This is a genomic window from Parafrankia colletiae, assembly GCF_001854655.1.
GTDB classification, from domain to species: Bacteria; Actinomycetota; Actinomycetes; order Frankiales; family Frankiaceae; genus Parafrankia; species Parafrankia colletiae.
This window is the reverse complement of sequence record NZ_MBLM01000190.1, coordinates 1-17,604: the sequence shown is the minus strand read 5'-3', so window position 1 is coordinate 17,604 and position 17,604 is coordinate 1. Positions and strand designations below refer to the sequence as shown.

The following is a 17,604-nucleotide window of genomic DNA, read 5'->3' as shown; positions in this document are numbered from 1 at the left end:
CCCGCGTCCCAACACCCGAACCGGTCCAACGACCCGGTCACCTTCCGCGCGACCTCTTCATAATCATCGTCCGGGAACAGACACAACCCCAACGTCAGATACGCCGTCACATGCGGCGGAAGCTTYCCCCCACGCCGCCGCTCACCCACCCCCACCACAGCCACCGCRTCCTCGACCACATCCCGCGGCACCGCCGTCACCAACACACCCACCGACACCTGATCCGGCGTCACCATCCCACCCACGAAACGTCACCAAACCACCCAGCGGCACCCACGCCACCACGCCACGCCGCACCAGCCCGAACCAACCCACCCGACCCCACCACCCACAAGATCAAATTACGCTAAACGGCATTGAGCTATAGCTGACAACGCTTGTTGACAGTAGCCACTATAGAACCAGTAGCTACTATGAACTTGGCCTCGATGCCGACCCAGAGGGGCCGGCTGTCACCTGCCTTCGCCGAGYACGCGCGGCCATCTGATCACCAGCAGGGGAGTGGCTCCCCCTCGCTCCCGGCATGCAACAGATTTCCAGCCTTGGGGCATCCGGTCCGCGATGGTAGCTGTGGCCCGACGTGGGTACGAACCTGCAGATGGCCGAACAGCATGAAGGGGGGTTTGACGACATGTCGGACCTGAGGCGATGGACGGCGTCCGGGCGGATATCTGGATCGCCTCGCCGCCTTGTCGCAGCACTGGCGCTGCTGCTCGCCGCTGCGCTGGTCCTACTCCGGTGTGGCGGTTCCTCGGTCCAGGTCACGGATGGCAGGGAGCACTCCGGTGGCAATCCGACTGTTGGGCTGATCACCAAAGCTTACACTAACCCGTTCTTCGTGAAAATGCGCGACGGCGCGCAGCAGGCCGCCCGAGAGCAGGGGGTTGAGCTGCTGACCGCCACCGGCAGGTTCGACGGCGACTATGTCAGTCAGGTCAGTGCTATCGAGAACATGGTAGCGGCGGGGGCACGGGGCATTCTCATCACACCCAACGACAGCAAAGCGATCGTCCCGGCGATCGACCAGGCCCGGGACCGTGGTGTTCTCGTCATCGCCCTGGACGTGCCCACCGACCCGGAGAGCGCCGTTGACGCGCTGTTTAGCACCGACAACTTCAAGGCCGGTACGCTGATCGGCGGGTACGCCAGGGCAGCTTTGGGCGACACGCCGGCCAGGATCGCAACCCTGGACGTTGCGTCGARTATCACGGGTGGAGGTCTGCTGCGAYATAACGGCTTCCTCGCCGGCTTCGGTGCTCTGGATATGACTGCCAGTGAGACTCAGCAGGCCACTCCGCCGAGTGTGGTGTGTAGCCGGGATTCCAAGGGTGATCAGGCTAAGGGGCGGACGGCGATGGCGGATTGTTTGCGGACGGACCCGGACATCAACCTCGTGTACGCCGTAAACGAACCGGCCGCGTTTGGCGCGCGGACTGTCCTGGACGCGGCCGGAAAGGAAAGCGTCATGATTGTCTCCATCGACGGCGGATGCGCCGGCGTCCGGGCGGTCAGGGACGGCGGGATTGCTGCTACCTCACAGCAGTACCCGCTGAAGATGGCTGAGCAGGGAGTGGCCGCCGTGGTCGACTATGTTAAGGACGGAACGAAAGTGTCCGGATACGTCGATACCGGCACCACCCTGATCGCTGAAGATCTGCAGCCTGGAATCCATTCGGAAGACGTCGAGTACGGTCTGGCGAATTGCTGGGGCTGATCACTAACTAGTGGCCGGGCCACGCCGTCGGCTGGGCTTGAGTCGTCGACTGCGTGACGGCCTACGCGCTGCCCGCGGCCCAGAGATTGCGGACTGACAGTTCCTCAATCTCGCTCAAGAATGAGCGGTGCTGCAGCGCGCATGAAGACGAGGCCGGTCGAGCTGTTCGATCGCGACGCTTCGCGAAACCCGGTTACGGATCGGATTCCTGGACCGGCAGTGTTTCGCCACTACAGTAGATCCTTGCTGTATGTATTCGATCGGCTCGAACAAGATACGCCATCCGGCGGCGGAAATCATCTGTGTGCGACGGATGTGATCCTGGTGCTGTAATTACTCTTGGTTATTCATACTAAAAATCTAGATACGGGCATAAGGGGGTCAGGGGGTTAATATCTTGGGTGAGGAGATCGTGCCCCTGTGGAGCTATAATCCGGTTTGTCAAGTGATGGAGTGAGATTCGGGTTTCGCCATGAAATTTGAAGCAGATTGCCGCTATTCGTTCGGGTTGCCGGGGAGGCTCGGGCGTGTCTATCATTCAGTTGATAACGTCGGTGAACCGCAGGTCCGCGCTTCGGTCAGCCGGATGGACCTTTAGTCGGGAGGAGTTCTTGTCTTGTTAGTAGTCACGCAGGGTGGCTATTCGACCCGTCCAGAGTCCCGGATGTGTCAGGCAGGCGGCGATGGTCATAGCCACTCGGATCTTTCCGGTCCGGCGCAGATCTAAAGATCGCAGACCAAAGGATCATGGATCCGATGATCATTTTATGTCGGGCACGCTCGGCGTATCCGACGTTAATGATCGTACCCTGTATGGCCGGGTTCGGCGAGCCATTCCGCGGCTGATTGGCCTGGCGGTCTTTCTTCTTCTTGTCGGGATCACCTTCGCCGTAAGCGGTGAAAGTCTGGCGGCCTCCGAGCGGGAGCGCCTGAGTGACCGGGCTCATCTCGTCGAGCAGACGGCGGCCTACACATCGCGTACCGTCGACCCTAAGCTTCAGCAGTCTCGCGTCGACGCGGCTGGATTCTCCCTGACTGATCAGAAGCGTAATGCGCAATTGTTGAGATCATTTCTGATCAATCCGGCAAGTAACCCTAACTTCGTCGTCGCTCTGTTGGATCACAACGGGCGTCCGCTGGTGTCCCGGCCGGTGAGCGCTACGATTCCGGTGGGCGTCCTCGGCGATGCCTGGCCGACTGCGCTTGCTGGGCGGGCCACGAGGTCGCCGGTATTCGTCATCGATGGTCTTGTCGGTCGGGCGACAGTGGCGCCGGTCGGCGATGGACGTCCGTGGGCTGCCCTTGTTACCGTCGCCACGGATGCCCTGGCTCAACGCTTCGACGAGCAGCTCGGTTCGCTCGGGCTCGGTCCCGGGGGCCTCACCACTGTTGACTCGGCCGGGGTCGCGGCATCCTCCTGGGATCCGGCGCTGGTTGGCCGGCGCGTCATCGACCCGGCAGCGCTGCGCGGGATTTCGCCGGTGCCGGCGCGGGTGTGGACGTCCGGGCATGGCGCCGACGAGGTGACGAACATCGCCGCCCGGCAGGCGAGCAGCGGATACACAAACCTTTTTCAACAGCGATCCGACGCGCTCTATTCCGACCTGCGTAAACAGCAGCGGTCCCGGAACTTGACCGTGATCGTTGTCGGAGCGGTGGCGGTGCTGGGACTGGTTGTCTTCGGCCTGCGCCGGGAGGTGAGCGCCCGCCGTGCCGGCGAGCGGCTCGACGAGCTGTTGCGCAACACCCGGGACCTGATCGCCGTCGTCGGCCCGGACGGTGCGGTGAGCTTTCTGAGCCCGTCGATCGAAAGGCTGCTCGGCTACCATGCCTCGAATTGGCTCGGTCAACCGCTGGCGCAGCTCGCCCACCCGGCCGACCGAGACCGCCTCGACCGAATCCTGACCGAAGGTGGTGCGGTCCTCGACGTCCGACTGTGTGGCGCTGACGGCGCCATCGGCTGGTTCGACCTGGAAGCCGCCGATTTTCCTCCGCAGGCCGGCCTGGCCGGTGTGCTAGTCACTTGCCATGAGATCGGTGAACGCAAAAAGCTGCAGGACCGGCTTGGTCATCAGGCACGCCACGACTTGCTGACGGGTCTGGCCAACCGGTCCGGGTTCGGTGATCGGCTTGCCAGTGCGCTCGCTGTGGGCACCGAGTTGAGCTGCGCCGTCCTTTATCTGGACCTTGACGGGTTCAAACCCATCAACGACTCGTTCGGACACGCGGCCGGAGACCGGGTGCTGGCGATCATCGGTGCGCGGTTGGCGGCGCTGTTGCGTGAAGGCGACCTTGCCAGCCGGCTCGGCGGTGACGAGTTCGCGATGCTGCTTCGCGACAGCGACCTCGCGACCGCGAGTCTGGTGGCGGACCGGGTGATCAGAGCCGTCGCCGAAAAGATCACTCTTGAGGACGAGTGCGTGCAGGTAGGCGCGAGCGTGGGCATCGCGATGGGCAGACCTGGCCGTAGTCGTGCGGACGAGCTGATCCACGCCGCGGACACGGCGATGTACGCTGCCAAACGCGATGGCGGGGGTCGGGTCGCCATCGCGCTGCCCACCCCGTCCACGGCCGCCGACGCGGACGATGCTCCCCGCCCGCGCGACCTTAGCGGGCCCTCAGCTACCATTTCCGCCATCGATGCGACAGATGTCGCGGACAATCACTCGGGTGCGCCGCCATCGGCAAGCGCGACTTCGRCAAGCCCGGCGCAACTGGTGGAACCGGCGGGATCGGCGGACGCGGAACTGGGAGGACCRCTCGGTTCGGCGGCACGAAGGCGACCGACCGCGCACCCATGGTGGTGGCCCCGTCGCCCCGAGGCCGTCCGTTCCACATACCGTGGCGAGGCCGCCGCCCCTCAACGACGCGCTCCCCGGATACGTTTCGGCCGTATTGTTCCGCTATTTGTCGCCGCGCTGACTTTGTTCGGCATCGCGTCGTTTGGTCTGTGGCAGAACTCCCAGGCGCTACGGGCAGCGGAGGCGCGCCGGATGGACGAACGTCTCGTGCAGACCGCACGCATGGCCGACTACATGTCGGTTATGCAGGACCCGCAGCCATTGGTCTTGGCTGCATCCGCCGAGTCCTGGTCGCCGACGGACCTGACACACAACCGAACCATCCTGCAACGGTTCGCCCAGTCGCCTGATGGCGGACCGGACACCCTGGCTTCGCTGATCAGCCTTGACGGACGAACGATCGCGGCCGAGCCGGCTGCTGCCCCGCCGATGCCGATCGCTACGGACAGCCCGCAGTGGCAGGCGGTGCTGGCTGGGCGGGCGACCACCTCCCAGGTGGTCATAGTGGATGGAGCCGCGCGGCTTTACACCCTGGCGCCGGTACTCAAGGACGGGCACCCGGTCGCCGTCCTCACCCTCGGCCGCTCGGCGCGGGACGCCCTGCCCAGCTTCTTCCTCGCCGCACTCGGCGGTATGGGACTGCGAGACGGCGGCAGCGCCCTTGTCGACCGCTCTGGCCGGGCATCCTTCTCCTCAAACCCCGACCTGGCCGGCCGGCCGCTGGTGAACCCGGCCGACTTGACGGACCTGCGGATGGGGAGGCCCGAGCGGGTAACCCCCGGCGGTGACTCGAACGAAATCATGCTCGCCGCGCCGATCTGGTCCCTTGACGGTGCGTATTTTGTCTTCCAGCAGCCCGCCGCAGCCCTGTTCGCCGGGCTTCGGGAGGGCCAGGGCCTGCTTGCGGTAAGCCTGTTCGGCACCATCGGCATCGCTATCCTCGGCATCGCCGTCTCGAACGCCCGCCGGGAGAACGCGCTGCGCCGCGAGGAATCCCAGCTGCACGCGCTGCTACACAATGCACACGACATCGTCATCGTTGCCGATCRTGACTGTCGGATCACCTTTGCCAGCTCCGACACGACGGGTCTACTCGGCCAGCCCACGGCGGGCTGGGTCGGGAAAGTCTTCCCCGACCTCAGCCATCCCGAGGACGCCAGCCGCCTCCGGAAGTTCCTCAGTGCCCGCGACCGTGAACGGCAGGGCGCGATCCGCGAGATCCGGTTACGCGCGTGCGATGGCTATCGGTGGTTCGATATCCACGCCTCGGAGCCGCGCCACACACCGGCCCTGTCTGGCATCGTCCTGACTTGTCATGAGATCGGGGAACGCCGACAGATGCAGGCCGAACTCGCCTATCGGGCCAGCCACGACCCTCTCACAGGCCTGCCCAACCGGGCCGCGTTCGACCGCCATCTGGCGGCTGTGGCCGAACACGGGCAGGCCGGAACGAGATTCGCCGTGCTTTTCATCGACCTGGACAACTTCAAGCCCGTCAACGACAGGTTCGGCCACGCCGTCGGCGACGACGTCCTGCGCGTCATCGGTGCCCGCATCGGAGCCGCATCCCGAAAGACGGACATGGTCAGCCGCCTCGGCGGAGATGAGTTCGCAGTCCTCCTCGACGAGGCCGAGGATGATCTCGTCTGCGCCATCTCGGCGCGCATCCTCGAAACCAGCCGGCAGCCCATCGCGCTGGCCGGGACCACCATCACCCTAGGCGCCACTATTGGGATCGCGCTGTGCTGCGTCGGCATCGACGACCCCGAGACCGCCCTGCACAATGCCGACAACGCCATGTATCGGGCCAAACGGGCGGGACGTGACCGCTACGCCCTCTTCACCGGCCGGCCCTGAGAGGCCTGGTTTCCCACGTGACTATTGCTGGGGCAGCAGTCCAGCGCCCCTGATACTCACCGCAGGCGACGATGACCATCGAGCCACCCACAACAACGGGCATGCCGGGTGTGCGCCGTGAGGCGCCCTGTTATATCCCCAGGACAGTTGGGAGGGACTCGGAGGAAGATACAGCAGCCCTCGAAGACCGGGCGCTCGTCCTGAACACCGCCCGCGGCAACGAGTTGATCCACCGGCTCCTCGCGGGCGCCTGCGAGATCTGCGGAGAAACGGACAGGGCGGAAGTCCACCACCTCGCGGACCTCAACAGATCAGGATGACGCGAAAAACCGGCTTGGGTCCGACTCATGGCCATGCGACAGAGAAAGACACTCGTCACCTGCCGCCCCTGCCGCGAGGCCATCCACGCCGGCCGGCCTACCACGCAACCCACGGCATAACCACTGGAGGGTCCTTTGCGGTTAACGCCGCCCGGCGGGTTCGGCGGGGGGGCCGACGGAAAAGGACCCACAAGAGTGGGCACCTCGCCGGCGGCCTACCCGACTCTGTGGGAGCCCGGGGGTGAGATCCCCCCGGGCTACCCGACCGTTGATCGGACACTCCCGGCTGTGGGAGCCAGGACACCGATCAGGATCTTCGATCAGATGGCCTCTCCGATGCGGTGCACCCRCATCGTGTTCGTCGTGCCCGCGACGCCGGGCGGCGTGCCCGCGACGACCACGACGAGCTCGCCGGGCCGACAGCGCTCGATCTGCTGTAGGGCGGTGTCAACCTGGCGGACCATCTCGTCCGTGCTCTCCGCGAACGGGACGAGGATCGTCTCGACCCCCCAGAACAGCGCCATCTGGTTGCGCACGCCGAGGATGGGGGTGAACGCGAGCACCGGGACGGAGCTGCGGTAGCGGACCAGACGTCGGGCCGTGTCACCGCTGACGGTGTGGGCGACCAAGTACCGGGCCCCGACGGCCTCGCCGACACTCACCGCCGCCTGGGCGATGGCGCCACCGAGGGTGCGGGGCGCCGTGCGCAGCGGGGAGATGCGCCCGAGGTCGGCCTCGGCGGTCTCGATGATCCGCGCCATCGTCGCGACGGACTCGATCGGGTAGGATCCGACGCTCGTCTCGGCCGAGAGCATGATCGCGTCGGCGCCGTCGAGGACGGCGTTGGCGCAGTCGCTGGCCTCAGCCCGGGTCGGCCGGGGGGCGTTCACCATCGACTCGAGGACCTGGGTGGCGACGATGACGGGCTTGGCCCGCTCACGCGCCTGGCTCACGGCCCGTTTCTGGACGAGGGGGACGTCCTCGAGTGGCAGCTCGACACCGAGGTCGCCGCGGGCGATCATGAGGCCGTCGAAGGCCTCGATGATCCCATCGAGTTCGTCGACGGCCTGCGGCTTCTCGATCTTCGCGAGGACCGGGACACGGATCCCGACCTCGTCCATGATTGTGCGGACCGCCGTGTAGTCCTCGGTGGACCGGACGAACGACAGTGCGATCATGTCGACGCCGAGCTTGAGGGCGAAGCGCAGGTCGTCGGCATCCTTATCGGACAGCGCCGGCACGGTCAGGGCCGCGCTCGGGATGTTCATGCCCTTGTTGTCGCTGACTTTGCCGCCGATCACGACCGTGGTGCGGACGTCGGTGTCCTCGACATCGTCGATGCGCAGGTTCAGCCGACCGTCGTCGACGAGGATGGTGTCTCCGGCGGAGACGTCGCGGGGCAGCCCGGCGTAGGTGGTGCCGACCTGCTCCTGGTTACCGAGAATGTCACGGACGGTGACCGTGAAGTGCTGTCCGGGCAGCAGCGTGACGCCGCCGCCGGCGAACCTCCCGAGCCGGATCTTGGGACCCTGCAGGTCGGCGAGGGTTCCGACGCTGCGACCGGCGGCCTCGGCGGCCTCCCGGATGAGAGCGTGAGCCGCCGCGTGCTGTTCGTGGGATCCGTGCGAAAAGTTGAGCCGGGCAATGTCCATCCCGGCGTCGACGAGGGCGCGGACCATCTCGGGCGAGTTGGTGGCCGGGCCGAGGGTGCAAACTATCTTGGCTCTTCGTGGCACGGTCAAATCCTAAGGGTATTCCGTAACCCGGGTGCCGGGGCCCGAGGTTGTTAGTGGATCATGTTATAGTGCGGGCTATCTCCATTGCAGTACTAAGCGGACTCCGGTCGCGAACGCCTTCGCGGAATGYTGGGTCGGCACCGTCCGCCGCGAAGGCCTCGACTACCTCCTCATCCTCAGCGAACGACACCTGATCGCCGTCCTCACCGACTACGTCGATCACTACAACCGGCCCCACGGGTCACTCCACCAACAGGGACCAAGTCCTACTAGCAGTAGTCGCCCGCACAGCTAACTCTCTCAGTCGTCTGTGGCTAGCCGTCTGCCGCACAGCGGCGTCGGGGTTACCTGCGCGAAATGGGTCCCATCGGGCGCGACCTGCACGAAGTGCAGGCAGCGGATGATCTCGCCAACGCTCGTGCTGATGTTCAACGACGCGGGCAGCAGCCCCTCAGCGTCGTAGGCTTGAACGGACCGCAGGCTGCTGATGAACTCTGCGCGGCTCGGGCAGCCCCCCACCATGGCCAGTCCGCGCAGGTACATATCGGCGGCGATCCAGCCCTCCGCTGCGAAGGTTTGATTCGGTGGCTGCAACTGAGGCGCATAGGCGGCCATGGCGTTGAAGAACCCGCGGTAGACGGGGGTGCTCACCTCAAACGGTGTGATCGGAAGATAGGAGTAGGTGCCCGCGATGTCGCTTCCCYAGTCGTGGAGCGCTCGGGGGTCGTAGCCGTCCGGTKGCACCAGAGCGACCCTGATTGCCGCACCGGCTGCTCGGGCCGCTGCCACGATCCGATAGGAGTTCTCAGCGTCCATGGCAAATACTACAGTGTCGGCTGCGGTGGCTTTGATCCGCTCGCCGATGACGGCGGGAACGAGCGTCAGGGTGCTGATCTCGTCGTTTCCAAGAATGGCTACTCCGGCAGCCTGCAGACTATCGGACATTCTCGTTGCGAGGATGTCCGAAGCCGCAGAGGATGTGCGCCTGAATATCAATGCACGACGGCCGCCTTGGGCTGCGACAAAATCGCCCCAGATGCTGACGGAAGAATTTTTTGCCATCATGTTTGTAAAGCTAAACATATTGTCGTTGGAGGCCCAGGTGGGATCCAGTGCTATACCCACGACCGGGATCCCAGAGTCGTGTAGAAGTGCTGACGAACCGTACGCCTCCGCGCTGGCCTCGACGATTCCAAATACCTCGTCCGTGGAGAGGAGATCTCGTGCCGAAGCAAGGTTGACCGCCGATRCCGACTCGTCGTCTCGCCACACGTATGTAACCTTGCGTCCGTGGACCCCTCCGGCCGCGTTCGCCACGCCCAGACGGGCGTCGACGCCCGCCCTGAACGGCTGGGCCATCGATGCTCCCGCGCCACTCTCGGATATCAAGAGCCCAAGGTGGACCTCGCCAGCGGTGATTCCGGGAGTATCGCACGCCTGGCTGGTTGTTGACTCGCTGACTGGACTACAACCGGCGAGCACTAGCGCACCGCCAAGTAAGGCAGCGACCACAAAAAATGGCCGCCTTCTTTTAGAGATCTTCACGACACCTCGTTGCGGCGAATCTTGCATGACTGGGTGAACCGCAGCTCATCCCTGCGCTCCCTGTTCCATAGTGCTGAACGGCGTGGTGTCCGGCGCCTGGAAAAGTGCCTCGAGCTGGGCAGAATCGGCAGGAAGTCGGAAATCTTAGCCGGTGCATCGCATTTAACACGGAGGTTCCCTCCGACCGAGTCRGCGGTGCCGGAAGCGGGCGTACTCGCGCCACGATCATCCATAGGCCAATCAGGGACGGGTGAACGGTATATCAGGTGACCCCGCCTGTGTCAGGCTGGCGGACTGGAAGGGCCGCTGACCCCCTTGTCCTGGCCCGTCACCATTCGTTGTTTGAGTGTGCAGCCGCAGGAGTCGCGGTGCATGAACTGGGGGGGGGAGTCGTACCGTGCGTGGAGGTACCGTAGGGTCGGCGAGGCGTCGCATCAGCAACTCCACCGCGACGTTGCCCAACTCAACGCGTGGCTGGGCCATGGTGGTCAGCCGGGGCGAGAAGAGGTCGGCCCATTCGAAGTCGTCGAAGCAGGTAAGCGCGATGTCGTCGGGCACGCGCCGACCTGTCTCCCGTAGTGCGTGCATGGTCCCGATCGTCATGAGGTTGTTGGCGACGACCAGCGCGGTCGGCGGACTCGGCAGTGCTAGCAGGGTGTGGGCGGCTGCCCTGGCACCCTCGATCTGGGAACCGCCGCCGGCAACTAGTTTCTCGTCATAAGGCAGTCCGTGTCGGTCCAGCCCTCGCCGATAGCCGGCCAGTCGCTCGCGGGTGGTGGTGAGACCGTTCAAGCCTGCGATCATGCCGATTCGGTCGTGTCCCAGCTCTGCGAGGTGCTCGACGAGCTGCGCGCTCGGCTCCTCGTTGTCTGGTCCGACCTGATCGAACTCGGCTGACGCCAGCCGGTCGATGAGTACCGTCGGCACGGAGCTCRCAGCGAGGTGCTCAAACGCCAGCTGACTGTCACCGCCGGCCGGTACGATGATCAACCCGTCGATCCGACGTTGAAGGAGCGCCCGGAGGGCCCGGAGCTCATGCTCGGGGTCCTCGCGCGAGTCGGCGAGTATCAGGGTGTAACCGGTGGCAGACACGTTCGTCTCGATCGCGTGGATCACGTCGGTGAAGTAGGGGTTGGTGATCACCGGGATGGACAGGCCGATCAGYCCGCTACTGGCCGTGACGAGTGCCCGCGCGATCGTGTTCTGTGTGTAGCCGGTCTGTTCGATCGCTGCGAGCACGGCCGCACGGGTTTCGGCCCGCACCGCCCGTGTGTCGTTGAGGACGTGCGAGACCGTGGACACGGAGACGCCCGCGATCTTCGCCACGTCCGCCATCTTGACCATGCGATCTCCCTACCGGACGTCCCGTCGAGAAGTTGGACAAACGTTCGCGCAAGCGCTTGCGCTCCTACTGTGACCCGAGCTACATTCCGGCGCAACCCCGGAGCAACGTAGGCGATGGGGGCAGGTCGCAAGGAGGCGTCACGTGTCCGACAAGATAGCAATGCCACGATCAGCAGGGCCTGATGGGGCTCGGAGCGCGGTGCCGTTAGGCGGCGTGCCGACCGTCGCCGATGCGGTCCGGCGGCCGCGTCGGCGGCCGGTGCGTGGTGGGTGGCGGCGGTGCGCATCCCTCTTCGTGCTGCCTGCTGCGGCAGCACTCGTGCTGTCGGCCTGTGGCAGTTCGTCGGACGGCAGCGCGAGCGGCGGGACGGACCAGGTGGTCGTTGGCCTGATCACCAAAACCGATACCAACCCGTTCTTCGTCAAGATGAAGGAAGGCGCGGAGAAGGCGGCTGCGGCCAAGGGCGTCAAGTTGCTCACTGCGGCCGGCAAGTTTGACGGTGACAACGCCAGCCAGGTGACCGCGATCGAGAACATGGTTGCCTCGGGGGCTCGGGGCATCCTGATCACGCCGAGTGACACGAAGGCGATCATCCCGGCCATCGCGAAGGCACGGGAGAAAGGTGTGYTTGTCATCGCGCTCGACAGCCCCACGGATCCGCAGAGCGCGGTGGATGCGCTGTTCGCGACGGACAACTTCCAGGCCGGGGTCCTGATCGGCGAATACGCCAAGGGCCTCACCGGCGGCGAGCCGGTAAAGATCGCGATGCTTGACCTCGCGCCCGGCATCGCGGTCGGCACGTTGCGGCACAACGGATTCCTGTCTGGCTTTGGTGCGGTAGAGGTGGCTGACACCGCGAGCGAGCCGGTAAGCGCGGCGAGCGTGGCGTGTAGCCAGGACACCCAGGGTGACCAGGCCAAGGGTCAGGCAGCTATGGAGACCTGCTTGCAGAAAGACCCGGGCATCAACCTCGTCTACACGATCAACGAACCAGCTGCGCTCGGCGCCTACACTGCGATAGCTGCCGCCGGCAAGGAGAACGACGTCACAATCGTCTCCGTCGACGGGGGATGCACAGGCGTCCAGGCAGTGAAGGACGGCAAGATTGCCGCGACGTCACAGCAGTACCCGCTGAAGATGGCACAGCAGAGTGTGGACGCAGTCATTGCCTACGCCACTGACGGCACAAAGCCGTCCGGGTACGTGGACACCGGTGTCACCTTGATCACCGCCGAGCCAGTGGACGGTATTGATTCGGAGAACGTCGAGTTCGGTCTCGATAACTGCTGGGGGTGATGGATGGCTCCGAAATCCTCGGCATGACGCGCGGAGGCCGCGTACAGCCTCATCGGCGTGCCCGGCGCAAGTTGGCACGCTAACTGGACAGTCCGGCCGGGCGGTGGGACGTCTCACCCGCCGTCCGGCCGGACTCAGAGTTGCTGTAGTCCCGTCTGGAGAACGAGGATCCGTCATGGCATCAACGAAGGCTGCCGGGGCTGAGATAAAGCTCCGTGGCAGCGTCGGCTCATTCGCCAAACATGTACCGGACCTGACCACCCTCGGCCCGGTGATCGCCCTGGTGCTGGCCGGATTATTCTTCAGTATTAAGTCCGACCGGTTCCTGACCGGTGGGAACTTTTCCCTTATTCTCCAGCAGGTCATGGTGGTCGGCACCCTCGCGATCGGCCAAACCCTGATCATCCTGACCGCCGGCATCGACCTGTCCAACGGCGCCATCATGGCTTTGGGTAACGTCCTCATAACGACGCTCGCGGTCGATGCTGGACTCAACCCATTCCTGGCGATCGGTCTCGGTCTACTGGCCTGTACCGCCTTTGGGCTCCTCAACGGCGGTTTGGTTACCACGATTCGGCTGCCACCATTTATCGTCACACTCGGTACGTTAAATATCGCTTTCGCGTTGACTCATATCTACTCCAACGAGGAGACTATTTCCGACCTACCCGCAACGCTCACCTATCTTGGAAAGACGTTCACCGTCGGCCAGACAGAAATCACCTACGGTTCCTTGCTAATGATCGCCCTGTTCGGAATCACTTGGTGCATTCTGACCCAGACCTCCGCCGGTCGGCACATCTACGCCGTCGGCGACAACCCTGAGGCTGCCCGCCTAACGGGCATCCGGACCCGGCGGGTCGTTCTCACCGTCTACGCTGTCGCCGGCCTTATCTACGGCATCGCATCCCTGCTGCTGGTGTCTCGTACCGGTGTCGGCGATCCCAACGCAGGGCAGACCGACAACCTGGACAGCATCACGGCTGTCGTGCTCGGTGGAACCAGCCTGTTTGGCGGCCGCGGCAGCGTGGTCGRCACGCTCCTGGGCGCGCTCATCGTCGGCGTTGTCCGCAACGGCCTGYAGCTCATCGGCACCAAATCCATCTACCAGGTGCTCATCACTGGCATTCTGGTCATCCTCGCCGTGGCCATTGACCAACTCGCTCGCAGGAGGAAAGCATGAGAGGTACTATGGATCATCTTGCGCCGCAAGCCGTCGAGAGCGGGCGGAAAGATATTGTACTCGAAGCCCGTGGCCTGGTGAAGCGATACGGACAGGTCACCTGCCTGGACGGCTGCGACTTTGATCTTCGCGTCGGAGAGGTGCTTGCCGTCATCGGCGACAACGGGGCCGGCAAGTCCAGCCTGATCAAGGCGCTTTCCGGCGCTCTCGTCCCAGACGAAGGCCAGATCCTGGTCGACGGTGACCCGGTCCGCTTTCATAACCCCACCGACGCCCGCCGGTATGGCATAGAAACCGTCTATCAGGATCTCGCGGTCGCGCCCGCGTTAGACATCGCGACCAACATGTTCCTCGGCCGCGAAATCCGACGCAAAGGACCACTGGGCCGCTACCTGCGGATCCTTGACAAGCCGGCGATGAAGCACCAAGCCGAGCAGGAAATGAGTAAACTGAAAATCGGCCTCCGATCGATGACGAGCCCGGTCGAGAACCTCTCCGGCGGTCAACGCCAAGGAGTCGCCGTCGCCCGAGCAGCGGCCTTCGCTCAGCGGCTGGTCATTATGGACGAACCCACAGCTGCCCTGGGTGTCCGGGAAACCGGCCAAGTCCTCGACCTCATCCGGCGCATCCGGGACCGCGGCCTGCCGGTCATCCTCATCAGCCACAACATGCCAAATGTCTTCGAAGTCGCGGACCGCATCCACATCCAGCGGCTGGGGCGGCGGGCTGCCGTCGTACTACCGACGGAGTGCACCATGCCCGAGGTGGTAGCCATCATGACCGGCGCAACATCCACAGCGGGCCCCGCTCCTGCAGGAGCGTAGCCACGATCCCGTGAGAACTAGCCGTACACCTGCCGCGGCCAGTCTGGACAGGACCGGCCGTCGTGCCATGGCCGCATATCCGAGCCCTCCGAAGGAGGACAAGCCAGTGACCGGTTACGTCGCCGTGGTCGGAGAGAATGTCGCCGACGCCATTGTCCAACCATCGGAAACACCGAACGGTTCGATGCAGTGGCAGATTCTCCCGGGGGGAAGCCCCGCAAACACGGCAGTTGCCCTCGGTCGGCTCGGCACACCGACCAGATTCCTTAGCAGGCTGCCCTGCGGTATTCTCGGTGGGCTGTTTACGCGACGCCTCAGTGACTCCTCGGTCGATCTATCATTGAGCACATGGTCGGACGAACCCGCGACACTTGCCATCACGTCGTTGGCGAACTCGGTAGCGCACTATGAATTCTACGCAACTGGGACCGTCGACTGGCAGTGGCGCCCGGGCGAACTGAGCCCGGCGCGGCTACAGGGAGCATCGTGTATCCACGCCGGCTCACTCGGATTGATCATGGAGCCTGGGGGTCGTATCGTCGAAGAGCTCTTGGACTCCATCCGGGAGCACGCTACAATTTCCATCGATCCAAACGTACGCACCACACTGGTGAGCTCAGAACATTACCAGTCAAGATTGAAGGAATGGTACCGACTCGCAGATATCTTCCGGATCAGTGAGGACGACCTCACACACCTAGCTCCTGGGCTCACTCCCGAACGGATTATCGGCGAACTCAACGAAACCGGCATACAACTCGCCGTAGTCACTCGAGGCGAAGCAGGTGTACTCGCATCTTTCCGGGGCACCTTGATCGATGTTCCGGCAGTGCCCACCGAGATCGTCGACACGATCGGTGCAGGCGACGCCTTCTCTGCCGGCCTACTGCACTGGCTCCATCAGAACGGCCATCTCGGCGGTCGCCTCGAACGCCTAGACCTGCAAGGAGCCCGCAGCGCCCTCATGTTTGCCTCCCACGTTGCTGCGCTGACCTGCGCGGCCCCCGGCGCTGACCCGCCATGGAATCGAGATCTGACACCGGCGATCAGAAATCTCCTGCGATGATTTACTGATCGGTTTCCTATACCTTCAGGTATCGCTCGATAACCGGTAAAAACTAGCAACCGCTCATCCAGGGCCTCGTCCTACATCTGAAGTGAAGTCGGATCGAGCCCAATATATCCTCGTTTGAGTCACCTAGTTTCCGGTGTCCCTGGCGTGAAATTGACTGCTGCCGCATCGGCGCCTCACAGTTCGCATCCGGATTACTTTTCGGTCGGCAACAGACGAGGTACTGACATGGAGAACCTCACTCACCCACAGTGCGACAACCCGCACGGCAGGTTCATTTCGATAGGAGAACCCATGCCGCAGCTTATGTCGGTTGCCCCCTGCGAGATAGTAGTCTTCGGCGGCACAGGGGATCTGGCGATGCGCAAACTGATGCCAGCGCTGTTCCACCGCGACCGAGACGGGCAACTTACCCCCGACTCGAGGATCATTGCTGTGTCCCGGGCCGGACTCGATGATGCCGGATACCGCGATAAAGTTGATTCTGAACTGCGCCGATTCGTCCCGGATCTAATCCACGAGCCGGATGTCCTAGCTCGCTTCCTCCAACGCCTGCACCACATCACGGTCGACGTGGCAGAGCACAGCACCTGGGATGAACTGCGGACACTTCTGGCGGACGGAAAAGACCATGTGCGCGTCTTCTACCTTGCCTGTGCCCCACAACTGTTCGGGCCAACCTGTCTAGGCTTGCAAAACAACGGATTAGTGACCGACAACTCCAGGGTGGTCCTTGAGAAGCCACTTGGRCATGATCTGGTCTCCGCGCGCCGGATTAACGATGAAGTCGGTGCAGTCTTTGCTGAGGAACAGATATTTCGTATCGACCACTATCTCGGTAAAGAAACCGTCCAGAACCTCCTTGTGCTAAGGTTCGCCAACTCCCTTCTCGAGCCGCTGTGGAGTTCTGGTGCGATCGACCATGTACAGATTACGGTCGCAGAAACAATTGGCGTCGGAGGGCGCGGCGACTATTACGATGGCTCGGGTGCCATACGTGACATGGTACAGAATCACCTTCTGCAACTGCTCTGCCTGGTGGCGATGGAACCACCCAGCCGACTTGACCGCGAGGCAGTCCGCGACGAGAAGCTAAAGATCCTCCAGGCCCTATTACCGCTGACAGTCGGTGACGTGGAACGGTGCGTYGTCCGAGGACAGTRCACGGCCGGCCTCGTAGAGGGAGTTCYAGTTCCTTCTTACCAGGACGAAGTTGATGGGAGCACGAGTACCACCGAGACGTTTGTGGCGCTGAAGGTCGAGGTCCAGAACTGGCGCTGGTCCGGCGTACCCTTCTACCTACGTACCGGCAAGAGGCTAGATCGTCATGCATCGGAGATCGTGGTTCAATTCCGACCGGTACCACATTCAATCTTCCCAGGTATCAAGGATGCAATCTCCCCTAACGCTCTTGTGTTGCGGCTGCAACCTGACGAGGGCGTCCGCCTCCACTTGATGGCCAAAGAACCGGGTCCGGGCGGCGTGCGACTGCGTCCGGTCCACCTCAACCTCAGCTTCGCCGAGACTTTCAAGTCACGCCTGCCCGATGCCTACGAACGGCTACTCATGGACGTGGTTCGTGGCAACCCGACGTTGTTCATGCGACGCGACGAGGTCGAGGCCGCATGGGCATGGGTGGAGCCCATCCTGGCCGCTTTGGCGGCGTCAATTGACTCGCCGAGGCGCTACGCAGCTGGCACTGGTGGACCTACTGCAGCAATCGCATTGATCGAACGTGACGGCCGCACGTGGCATGAGGAGATATCAGAATGAGTGTGAACACTGTCCTGCACCCGATTGTCGCTGAGGTGACTGAACGGATCGCCGTTCGCAGTGCGGCAACTCGCGAAGCTTATCTCTCCCGCATCCAGGCAGCAGCCCAGGCGGGCCCGACCCGGGGCAGTCTAGGGT

Annotated in this window: 13 protein-coding genes and 1 pseudogene; 10 read left to right on the top strand and 4 right to left on the bottom strand. The window is 63.7% G+C overall.

Going from position 1 to position 17,604, the window contains the following annotated elements:
- A partial coding sequence (locus tag CC117_RS33570) for a transposase domain-containing protein (RefSeq protein ID WP_198542087.1) occupies positions 1-236 on the bottom strand: 236 nt, incomplete at its 3' end.
- 395 nt (positions 237-631) lie between these two features.
- Here CC117_RS33570 and CC117_RS33565 point away from each other — a divergent pair.
- From CC117_RS33565 to CC117_RS40840, 4 genes and pseudogenes are all read left to right on the top strand, one after another.
- Positions 632-1,714 carry a substrate-binding domain-containing protein gene (locus tag CC117_RS33565; RefSeq protein ID WP_407673637.1) on the top strand — a complete coding sequence of 361 codons (1,083 nt, stop codon included), beginning with the start codon at positions 632-634 and terminating at the stop codon, positions 1,712-1,714.
- A gap of 767 nt (positions 1,715-2,481) precedes the next feature.
- Positions 2,482-6,372, top strand: coding sequence for a diguanylate cyclase domain-containing protein (locus CC117_RS33560; protein ID WP_241830652.1), 3,891 nt, complete (start codon positions 2,482-2,484; stop codon positions 6,370-6,372).
- 71 nt (positions 6,373-6,443) lie between these two features.
- A complete protein-coding gene (locus CC117_RS39705) occupies positions 6,444-6,692 on the top strand; it encodes a hypothetical protein (protein WP_241830651.1) in 249 nt (82 codons plus the stop codon).
- 12 nt (positions 6,693-6,704) lie between these two features.
- Positions 6,705-6,812, top strand: a pseudogene (locus tag CC117_RS40840) (hypothetical protein); the annotation flags it as partial.
- A gap of 200 nt (positions 6,813-7,012) precedes the next feature.
- Here CC117_RS40840 and pyk read toward each other — a convergent pair.
- Positions 7,013-8,428 carry a pyruvate kinase gene (gene pyk, locus CC117_RS33555; RefSeq protein ID WP_084133174.1) on the bottom strand — a complete coding sequence of 472 codons (1,416 nt, stop codon included), beginning with the start codon at positions 8,426-8,428 and terminating at the stop codon, positions 7,013-7,015.
- 31 nt (positions 8,429-8,459) lie between these two features.
- Here pyk and CC117_RS39700 point away from each other — a divergent pair, with 31 nt between their 5' ends.
- Positions 8,460-8,723, top strand: a complete 264-nt coding sequence (locus tag CC117_RS39700) for an integrase core domain-containing protein (RefSeq protein WP_241830650.1) — start codon at positions 8,460-8,462, stop codon at positions 8,721-8,723.
- Positions 8,724-8,728: 5 nt separating this feature from the next.
- Here the strand turns inward: CC117_RS39700 and CC117_RS33550 are convergent, their stop codons facing one another.
- Positions 8,729-10,000, bottom strand: a complete 1,272-nt coding sequence (locus CC117_RS33550; protein WP_084133173.1) for an ABC transporter substrate-binding protein — start codon at positions 9,998-10,000, stop codon at positions 8,729-8,731.
- Between the two features lie 213 nt (positions 10,001-10,213).
- A complete protein-coding gene (locus CC117_RS33545; protein ID WP_241830648.1) occupies positions 10,214-11,308 on the bottom strand; it encodes a LacI family DNA-binding transcriptional regulator in 1,095 nt (364 codons plus the stop codon).
- Between the two features lie 328 nt (positions 11,309-11,636).
- Between CC117_RS33545 and CC117_RS33540 the strand changes: the two genes are divergently transcribed.
- The 5 genes from CC117_RS33540 to zwf all read left to right on the top strand — a co-directional run bounded on the left by CC117_RS33540 (position 11,637) and on the right by zwf (position 17,466).
- Positions 11,637-12,614 (top strand): substrate-binding domain-containing protein, encoded by a 978-nt coding sequence (locus CC117_RS33540; protein WP_198542085.1) that lies wholly within the window; start codon positions 11,637-11,639, stop codon positions 12,612-12,614.
- A gap of 175 nt (positions 12,615-12,789) precedes the next feature.
- Positions 12,790-13,797, top strand: a complete 1,008-nt coding sequence (locus CC117_RS33535; RefSeq protein ID WP_071092389.1) for an ABC transporter permease — start codon at positions 12,790-12,792, stop codon at positions 13,795-13,797.
- A gap of 8 nt (positions 13,798-13,805) precedes the next feature.
- A complete protein-coding gene (locus CC117_RS33530; protein WP_071092386.1) occupies positions 13,806-14,621 on the top strand; it encodes an ATP-binding cassette domain-containing protein in 816 nt (271 codons plus the stop codon).
- A 106-nt stretch (positions 14,622-14,727) separates the two neighbouring features.
- A complete protein-coding gene (locus CC117_RS35760; RefSeq protein WP_084133171.1) occupies positions 14,728-15,687 on the top strand; it encodes a carbohydrate kinase family protein in 960 nt (319 codons plus the stop codon).
- A 300-nt stretch (positions 15,688-15,987) separates the two neighbouring features.
- A complete protein-coding gene (gene zwf / locus CC117_RS35755) occupies positions 15,988-17,466 on the top strand; it encodes a glucose-6-phosphate dehydrogenase (RefSeq protein ID WP_084133170.1) in 1,479 nt (492 codons plus the stop codon).
- Positions 17,467-17,604: the final 138 nt, after the last annotated feature.